This window comes from Streptomyces sudanensis (assembly GCF_023614315.1).
Classification (GTDB): Bacteria; Actinomycetota; Actinomycetes; order Streptomycetales; family Streptomycetaceae; genus Streptomyces; species Streptomyces sudanensis.
In genome coordinates this window covers 3,480,234-3,488,536 of record NZ_CP095474.1, presented here as the reverse complement: position 1 = coordinate 3,488,536, position 8,303 = coordinate 3,480,234, and the positions used below count along the sequence as shown (strand labels likewise).

At 75.9% G+C, this 8,303-nt stretch carries 5 protein-coding genes; 1 reads left to right on the top strand and 4 read right to left on the bottom strand.

From position 1 onward, the window contains the following. Window positions 1-286: 286 nt before the first annotated feature. The 4 genes from MW084_RS16230 to MW084_RS16215 all read right to left on the bottom strand — a co-directional run. The coding region (locus MW084_RS16230) for an ABC transporter ATP-binding protein (protein WP_275563649.1) at window positions 287-1,140 on the bottom strand (854 nt) is incomplete at its 3' end. Between the two features lie 132 nt (window positions 1,141-1,272). Continuing rightward, the gene (locus MW084_RS16225) at window positions 1,273-2,037 is read right to left on the bottom strand and encodes an NUDIX hydrolase (protein WP_010469423.1); all 765 of its coding nucleotides are present in this window, start codon (window positions 2,035-2,037) and stop codon (window positions 1,273-1,275) included. Between the two features lie 762 nt (window positions 2,038-2,799). Next, window positions 2,800-4,281, bottom strand: coding sequence for a DUF4192 domain-containing protein (locus MW084_RS16220; RefSeq protein ID WP_010469422.1), 1,482 nt, complete (start codon window positions 4,279-4,281; stop codon window positions 2,800-2,802). 566 nt (window positions 4,282-4,847) lie between these two features. Then, window positions 4,848-7,007: a RecQ family ATP-dependent DNA helicase gene (locus tag MW084_RS16215; protein ID WP_010469421.1), complete on the bottom strand. Its 2,160-nt coding sequence runs from the start codon at window positions 7,005-7,007 to the stop codon at window positions 4,848-4,850. 619 nt (window positions 7,008-7,626) lie between these two features. On the opposite strand from MW084_RS16215, the gene MW084_RS16210 reads away from it, so the two are divergent. After that, entirely contained in the window at window positions 7,627-8,256 is a 630-nt protein-coding gene (locus MW084_RS16210) for a hypothetical protein (protein ID WP_010469419.1), read from the top strand. The last annotated feature ends 47 nt before the right edge of the window (window positions 8,257-8,303 follow it).

The following is an 8,303-nucleotide window of genomic DNA, read 5'->3' as shown; positions in this document are numbered from 1 at the left end:
ACAGTCGGGAATCGAGGGCGGGCGCNGNCCCGGGAGCAGGACCCGGTTCGGGTACGGGGAACGGGCCGAGGGCAGGGTCCGGTTCGAGGACGGGCGCCGGGCCGGGGCCAGGGTCGGGCCCGGATGCGGAGGCCGGTCCGGAGGAAGAGGGCGAACCGGGCGTGGGAACCGGGTGGAAAGCGGGTCCCCATCCGGCGGCGGACTCCGTCCCGGCGCCAGAAGGGGGCGGGGAGGCGGAGATCGAACCGGGCTAGGATCCGGCTNGNNGCNGACTGNGCCGATCTCNTCGGCGAGGCGGTGGAGGAGGATGCCGTGACGGAAGGCGGCCTCGCCGACTTCGGCGCAGTCGCTGCCGTACACGTAGAGTTCGTTGCCCCTTCCGGCGACGGCCTCGACGGGACGGCGGGCGGCACGGGCCTCGCGGGCGAGCTGCGAGGCGAGGCGCGCGGCGTGCGGGGTGCGGACGGCGACGCGGGGGCGGAGCCGCGTACGGGCGAAGGCTGCGGCGTCCTGGTCGGCGACGAGGCGCCCTGCCCGAATCGCCACGACGTGGTCCGCGGTGCGTGCGGCCTCTCTGGAATCGGCGGTGGTGTACAGGACGGTGCCGCCCCGGACGGCGTGGGCGCGCAGCACCCCGTGCAGCCAGGCGGCCTCACGGGGTGGGAGTCCGGCGGCCGGCTCGTCCAGGACCAGCGCGTGCGGATCGCCCAACAGCGCCGTGGCGATGCCGAGTCGGCGGTCCATGCCCCGGGAGAGGACGCCGAGCGGCCGGTCGGCGAACTCCTCCAGGCCCACCGCTGCGATCAGATCGTCGGCGCGGGCGGCGGGGACCCCCGCGACGGCGCAGACCATGCGGAGCTGACCGCGCACGCTGCGCGCGGGGTGGCCGGGGACGTCACCGAGAAGCGTTCCGACCTCGCGCAGCGGGTGGGCGGCTCGGTGGAGGGGCCGGCCGCGGAAGTAGGTGACCCCCCGGCCCCGTTCGAGACCGAGCATCAGGCGCAGGGCCGTGGTCTTTCCCGCGCCGGCGGGGCCGAGGAGGGCGGTGACCTGCCCGGGGGACGCCTGGAAGGTGAGGTCGTCCACGGCGGGGGGGCGGTTCCGGCGCGGCGTGCTGGTGAGTCCGATTGCCTGGAGCATCGCTTCTCCCGCGGTAGGTGAGACCGCTCGGCGGCAGGGCGGGTACCGCAGCACGATAACCCGGCATTTCGGACTTTCCATGCAGGGAGGAAGTCGTGGAGTGCCGGACTCCCGGGACCGGTCGCGGGTCTCTCAGACTTCGGGGCGGAGCATCGGCGGATTGAGCAGCGTGGCGCCGCCCGCGCGGAACAGCTGCGCCGGTCGGCCGCCCTGACGGGTGGTGGTACCGCCGGCGGGCACCAGGAAGCCCGGCGTCCCGGTGACCTTGCGGTGGAAGTTGCGCGGATCGAGCGCCACCCCCCACACCGCCTCGTACACCCGCCGCAACTCGCCGACCGTGAACTCGGGCGGACAGAAGGCCGTGGCCAGCGAGGAGTACTCGATCTTGGAGCGGGCCCGCTCGACACCGTCCGCGAGGATCCTCGCGTGGTCGAACGCGAGCGGCGCGGCCGACTCGCCGTCGGAGCCCGGCCCGGAGCCGAGCAGTTCGTCGACGGGCGCCCAGCGGACGCTGTCGGCGTCACCGCCCGGCCGGGGTGCGGGCAGATCGGGAGCGAGGGCGAGGTGCGCGACGCTCACGACCCGCATCCGGGGGTCCCGCCCCGGGTCGCCGTAGGTGGCGAGCTGCTCCAGGTGGGCACCGGCGCCGGGCGCGGGGGCCGGACCGCCCGGGTCGTGGACGCACAGCCCGGTCTCCTCGGCCAGCTCCCGCGCCGCGGCGGCGCCGAGGTCCTCGTCGGCCCGCACGAATCCCCCCGGCAGGGCCCAACGTCCCTGGAACGGCGGCTCTCCGCGCCGGACGACCAGTGCGCACAGGGCGTGGCGGCGCACGGTGAGGACGACCAGGTCGACGGTCACGGCGAAGGGCGGATAGGCCGAGGGGTCGTAGGGGGGCATGCCGCGATCATAGTCGTCTTCCTGACGATAAACACGCTCCTCGTCGCCCCGGCCACGGCGTCCGGAGTTTCCGCCCGGTCGCTCCTCCGCCCGCCTCCGTTCCCCGGTGGCGGCCCGCACCCGGTCACGCCTCCGACCGGAGTCCGCCGTTGACCTTCCCGATCCCGCCGGGGCTCGCCCTGCTCGCGCGTACTGCGGACGGCCGCCCCGCGGAACCGGTTCCAAAGCGCCGGGGCGGCCCCGGCGGGACGCGGTGTACCGGGCGCAGCGCGGCCGTACGGGCCGCAGGGGCCGTACGGGCCGGAGCGGCGGGGCGGGTACCCGCCATGGGAGCGGTGGGAGGGTGGACGTCCGCGGTCACGACGGCGGGCTGCACGCCGAGGAGACCGGCACCTGCCGCCCTCGGCGCGCTGCTCCCCCGCGCACGCACCGGGCGACCGGTACGCGCAGACCGCCGCGGCGCCCGGTGGCCCGGCCGCCTCCCGTCCCTGTCCGGCGGTGGCCCCGGACAGGGAACCGGTGGCCCCGTGGGGGCGGGCCGCCTCGCCGCGGCGGCCGAACGGATCACGCCCGCGCAGGGCCCGGGCGGGTGCGGGTACGGCCTGGCGGGTGGCCGGGGCGCGGGGACGGTGATGTCCACGGGCCGTCTGCCGAGCCTTCCGTGCGCTCCGGGCGGCCGCTCCGGCCGGGACGGCACGAGCCCGGTGACTCCGCCACCCGTGTGAGCGGCCGCATCGAGCATCGAAACGGGGATCATGGCCGTCACCGGGCGCTCCCCCGATCGCCCCCGCCCGGCTCTCCGGCGCGGGACGGCCCGTCATCCGGTCCGCCGCCGTGCTTGCCGCACGATTTCCCACGGCCGGCACGCCGGCCTGCGCATGCCTCGGAACCGGGGCCGGCCCCGTCGGCGGGGCGGACGGGGCCGGGACCCGTGGACGGGGTGTCCCCGGCGGTTCCCCGGGGCCGTCCCACCCTGGCGCGCAGCCGACGCCGCACCTCACGCGCTCCCGCTCCCCGTCCGGCCGTCCGTGGCCGCAGCGCGCGGCGGGCCTCGGCCTCCGCGCGGGCCTCACGCTCACCGCGCAGGCACTCGCGGAGCGTCTCCGGGTCCAGCTGCTCGTTGCACGCCTGGTGCAGCAACCGGGCGAAGACGTACTCGGGGTCCGCGTCGAGCGCCAGCCCCAGGGCGACACGGGCGCCGGGCTCGTCGGCGGTCGACCACGAGACCCATCCGGCGAGGGTGAGGGGTGCGGCGGCGTGCTCGCCGTAGACGCCGACGCAGCGGCGGGCCAGGGCGCGCCAGAGACGGAGCGCGTGGTCCGCGACCGGCCCCTCCATCCATTCCGCGGCCCGGTCCCGGGTGCGGCGGTCCTGCAGTCCGACGATCAGTTCGGCGGCCTCCTCATGAGTGATCAGCGCATCGTCCCTGGTGTCCGAGGTATCCGGATCGGCGAGCGGCGGGTGCTCGGCGAGGCGGTCGACGAGGCACCGCGCCAGCCTGATCGTGTCGTCCCGTACGTCCTTGCACGCCTTGACGTCGAGAATGCGGTGGACGAGTGCGGCGCTCGCGGTGTCCAGGGCCCGTTCCTGCTCGGCCACGGTGGTGCGGGCGGTGCGCGGCCTGAGCCTGGCCTCCATGTCGCGCAGCGAGCCGCGGACGTGGATGCCCGCGTAGGCGGCGGCCGCCGCCATGACCGACGTACCGGGCGGGGCGAGCGCGGTGCCGTCGGGCGGGCAGCAGTCGCTGTCGGGGCAGCAGTACGACCAGAACCTGCCGTCGGACAGGCACAGTGCCTCGTACACCGGGACGTCGAGGGCCCCGCAGGCCGTGCGCAGCTTCTGGGCGAAGGGCCTCAGCCGCTCCATCACCCTCCTGCCGCTCTCACCCTCGGCAGGGTCCTGGCAGAGGAAGACGACGATGCCGTCCGGGCGGGAACCGCGCCGCTCGGCCCCCTCGACGAGGCACTCGGCCAACTGCTCGGCGACGGGGCCCCATTCCTCGGGTGATCGGGGAATGCCCAGCCTGATCCGTCCGCCGAAGCGGCCTCGCCCGCCGTGCAGGGCGAGCAGGACCACGGAGTCGGTGGGGTGGAAGCCGAGCATGTAGGGCAGCGCGTCGGCCAGTTCGGCGGGTCCGCGCAGGGTGACCCGGGGCTCGTCGGGGAAGCCGGTGGTGCTGACGGGCAGCGGGTTGCCGGACGAGGACGTGCTGCGGGGACCGGTGTGGTCGTGGTGTTCGTTCATGGCTCGACGGTCCCGTCCGTCCCGCTGATCCGTCGACCCCTGTGGACAACGGTTGTCCACAGGGGTCGACGGCTCGTTCGACCACTGTCGGTGCCGCGGTGTTCCCTGGGGGCATGGAGCACACACGCGGTCAGGACCGGTGCGCCGCCGCGGCGTTCGCGGCGGCACGCTCCGCGGCCGACGCCGCGGTGGCCGGGTCCGTGATGTCCCGCATCACCCGCCGGGGCCGGTGGGCGAGGCGGCCGAAGCCCTGGACCGTGGTGGCAGCGGTGGCTCTCGCCGGCGTCTTCGCGACCGCCGCGACCGCGGCCGGCGGCGCCCCGGCCGTGACGGGGCGGCCTCCGCCGCGTGTCGAACCGGCCGCTCACCAGGCGGATCGGGGCTCGGTGCCCGTGACCGCGGGGCGCCCCGGCGGTCCTCCGGAACGCGTCCGCGACCACGGCGGCCCCGCGGAGGGAGAGGACCGGGGCGCGGCCCCCGGGGGTGCGGGCTCCTCCTGCCGGGCCGCGGTCCACGAGGCGGACACACCCTCCGCTCCGCGGAAGCCCCGGCCCGACCGCGGGGACTCAGCCGGCTGCGGCGAGCACCAGGGGCAGGACCCGGGCGGCGCCCGCCCGGCGGAGGAGTCGGGCGGCGACCGCGAGCGTCCAGCCGGAGTCGGTGTAGTCGTCGACGAGCAGGACGGGGCCCGCGGAACCGGCCAGGGCGGCGGCCAGGTCCTCGGAGACGCTGAAGGCACCCGAAAGCGCCCTGAGGCGCTGCGCGGAGTTGCTGCGGCGGGCCGCGTGCGCGCCGCCCGGTCCGGTGTACGTCAGACTGCCCAGGTAGGGAAGGCGTCCGACGGCCGCGATCCCCTCGGCGAGGGAGCCCACCAGACGTGGGCGGCTCAGGGACGGTACGGCGACGACGCCCACGGGCCGGGCGGAGGCGTCCGGGGCGTTCGGTGCCCAACCTCCCGGGGAGCGCGCCCAGTCGGCGAGGACGGCCACCGCGGCCCTCAGCACGTCGTCCGGTACCGGACCGTCGGGTGCCCCCTCGGCCAGCAGGGGGCGCAGCCGGTTCCCCCAGCCGATGTCCGAGAGCCGCCCCAGGGCGCGCCCGGGAGAGCACTGCTCGCCTTCGGGAATACGGCCCTTGAGGTCGATGCCCAGTGCGGGCATCCCCGTCGGCCACATCCGGCGCGGCTCGACCTCGGCCCCGGGGCGGTCCAGTTCCCTCGCCGCTCCTGCCAGCGTCTCGGTCGAGACGGACGAGCCGATCCAGGCGCCGGCGCAGTTGTCGCACCGGCCGCACGGCGCCGCCCCCTCGTCGTCCAACTGCCGGCGCAGGAACTCCATGCGGCACCCGGAGGTGCTCACGTAGTCGCGCATGGCCTGCTGCTCGGCCGCCCGCTGCCGGGCGACCCGGGCGTACCGCTCGGAGTCGTAGACCCACTGCCGGCCCGTGGAGGTCCAGCCGCCCTTCACCCGCCTGACCGCCCCGTCCACGTCGAGTACCTTGAGCATCGTCTCCAGGCGGGTACGCCGGAGGTCCACCACCGCCTCCAGGGCCGGGACGGACAGCGGGCGTCCCGCGTCGGCGAGGGCCGCCAGGGTCTGCCGGACCTGCGCCTCGGGCGGGAAGGCGGTGTCGGCGAAGTAGCGCCAGATCGCCTCGTCCTCCTTGCCCGGCAGCATCAGCACCTCCGCGTGCTCCACTCCGCGGCCGGCGCGGCCCACCTGCTGGTAGTAGGCGATCGGCGAGGACGGCGAACCGAGGTGCACCACGAAGCCCAGGTCGGGCTTGTCGAAGCCCATGCCGAGCGCGGAGGTCGCCACGAGGGCCTTGACCCGGTTCTGCTGGAGGTCGGTCTCGGCCTGCAGCCGGTCGGCGTTCTCCGTGCGCCCCGTGTAGGGGGCCACCTCGAAACCGCGTTGCCGCAGGAAGGCGGTGGCCTCCTCGGCCGCCGCCACCGTGAGCGTGTAGACGATTCCGGAGCCCGGCAGCTCGTCCAGGTGCTCGGCGAGCCAGGCCAGCCGGTGGGCCGCGTCCGGCAACCGGACCACTCCGAGCCGCAGGCTCTCCCGCTCCAGCGAGCCGCGCAGCACCAGGGCCTCACCGCCACCGGTGCCCAGCTGCTCGGCCACGTCCGCCGTCACCCGCGCGTTGGCGGTCGCGGTGGTGGCCAGCACCGGCACGCCGGGGGCGAGGTCGCCGAGCATGGTCCGCAGACGACGGTAGTCGGGACGGAAGTCGTGGCCCCAGTCGGAGATGCAGTGGGCCTCGTCGACCACCAGCAGGCCGGTCGTGGCGGCGAGCTCGGGGAGCATCCGCTCGCGGAAGTCCACGGAGTTGAGGCGTTCGGGACTCACCAGGAGGACGTCGGTCCCGCCGCGTTCGACCTCCTCGTGGATGGCGTCCCACTCCTCCGGGTTGGCGGAGTTGATGGTGCGCGCCCGGATGCCGGCCCGCTCCGCCGCCTCGACCTGGTTGCGCATGAGTGCCAGGAGCGGGGAGACGATCACGGTGGGGCCCGCCCCGCGACGCCGGAGCAGGGCGGTGGCGACGAAGTACACCGCCGACTTGCCCCAGCCGGTGCGCTGCACCACCAGGGCGCGACGGCGCTCCTCCACCAGGGCCGCCACCGCCTGCCACTGGTCCTCCCGCAGCCGCGCGGTCCCCTGCGGGGCGCCGACGAGCTCGGCGAGGACGGCATCGGCTTCGGCGCGGAGCTGCGGGTTTTCCATGCCTTCCATGCAACCCGATTTCGAGGGCCGCCGGCCAGTTCACCCAGAGTGACCGAGGGCGGGCGGCCGGGACCCGTCCGACGCCGGCCGAAAGCTCCTGCGAGGGAAGGCGCGACGCCGGGTGCCCGCGAGTGGTGCGCCGGCGCGGACCGGAGCCCTCTGCCCGCCCGGATCGGCCTGCGCCGGTTCTTCGGCGGCCTCGGACGGGCGGACCGCCCGGACCTCGGTGATCGGACGCCGCCCACGCCGGCGGGAGCCCCGCGCCCCTGGGCGACGGCCCTTTCAAGCGGTCCCCCGACGGCTGTCCGGGTCCTGTGGCGCTCCCGGCCCCCGAAGGGCGGGCGCACCTGGGGACCCGAGCGGTGGGAACGCTGCTGCCGGGTCGTCGCGGCCGCTGCCCGTTCCGGAGCGGTGAAGACGGTCACACAGCCGGGAATCGGCGGCCATATCTGCCCATTTCCGTCAGGTGCCGCAATTGCTCGTTGCCGCCCGCCCGGGTGGCCGGGGAGAATCGGATTACGCCCCCACACGGCCCGTTCGCGGTCCTGGAGATCCGTGTCGTGGCGGACCCCGACTCGATCCCTGCCCGCTTCGTGGGCGCGTCTGCGAAGGGAGGACCGTGACCTTCGGATCCACTCCGTCCCCGGCCAGTTCGCCGACCTCGCCCGACGGTTCCGCCAGCCGTCTCGTCCGGGTGCTCGAACCTGCCGAGTGGGCCTCGGCCGGGATCCCCCTGCTGCGCAGTCCCCGTGACCTCGTCACGGGACTGCACGCACGCCACCGGCCGGGGCCGGGGACCGCCGTCGTCGCCGTCCTCGACCACGAGGAGCGGCTCGTCGCCAGCGCCTCGTTCGCGCCGCGACCGGTACCGGCGGACGGGTGGGACTTCCGCAACGCGCTGCTCGCGCACCTGCGCCGGGTGATCCCGCACGATTTGCGGCGCCGTACCCCGGTGCGCACCGCCGTCCTGCTCTACTGCCGCGAGGGCGAGGCGCGTTGGACGGAGGAGGACGGGGCGTGGATGTGGGGTCTGCGGGACGCCTGCACGCTCCACGGGCTCCGCTGCGGCGCGTACATCACTCTGACCGGTGACGGTTGGCAGGTGATGGGCGAGGGACGCGGCGGCCGGAGCCCGCACACGGCGTCACCGCCGAGCGGCCTGTCGGAGGCCGGCGGGAGCGGGGCGCCGTCCGTGGTGCGCAGAGCGGGTGGCGCGGCCGACGCCCTGCGCCGGACCGTGGCGCGCTGACGCCCCCTCGCGCCGGCGCCGACGGGGCTCACCGGGCCGGACGGCGG

Coding starts and splice junctions, on each gene's coding strand:
- MW084_RS16225 (WP_010469423.1), bottom strand. CDS start 2,037: ATGCCCCCCTACGACCCCTCGGCCTATCCGCCCTTCGCCGTGACCGTC.
- MW084_RS16215 (WP_010469421.1), bottom strand. CDS start 7,007: ATGGAAAACCCGCAGCTCCGCGCCGAAGCCGATGCCGTCCTCGCCGAG.
- MW084_RS16220 (WP_010469422.1), bottom strand. CDS start 4,281: ATGAACGAACACCACGACCACACCGGTCCCCGCAGCACGTCCTCGTCC.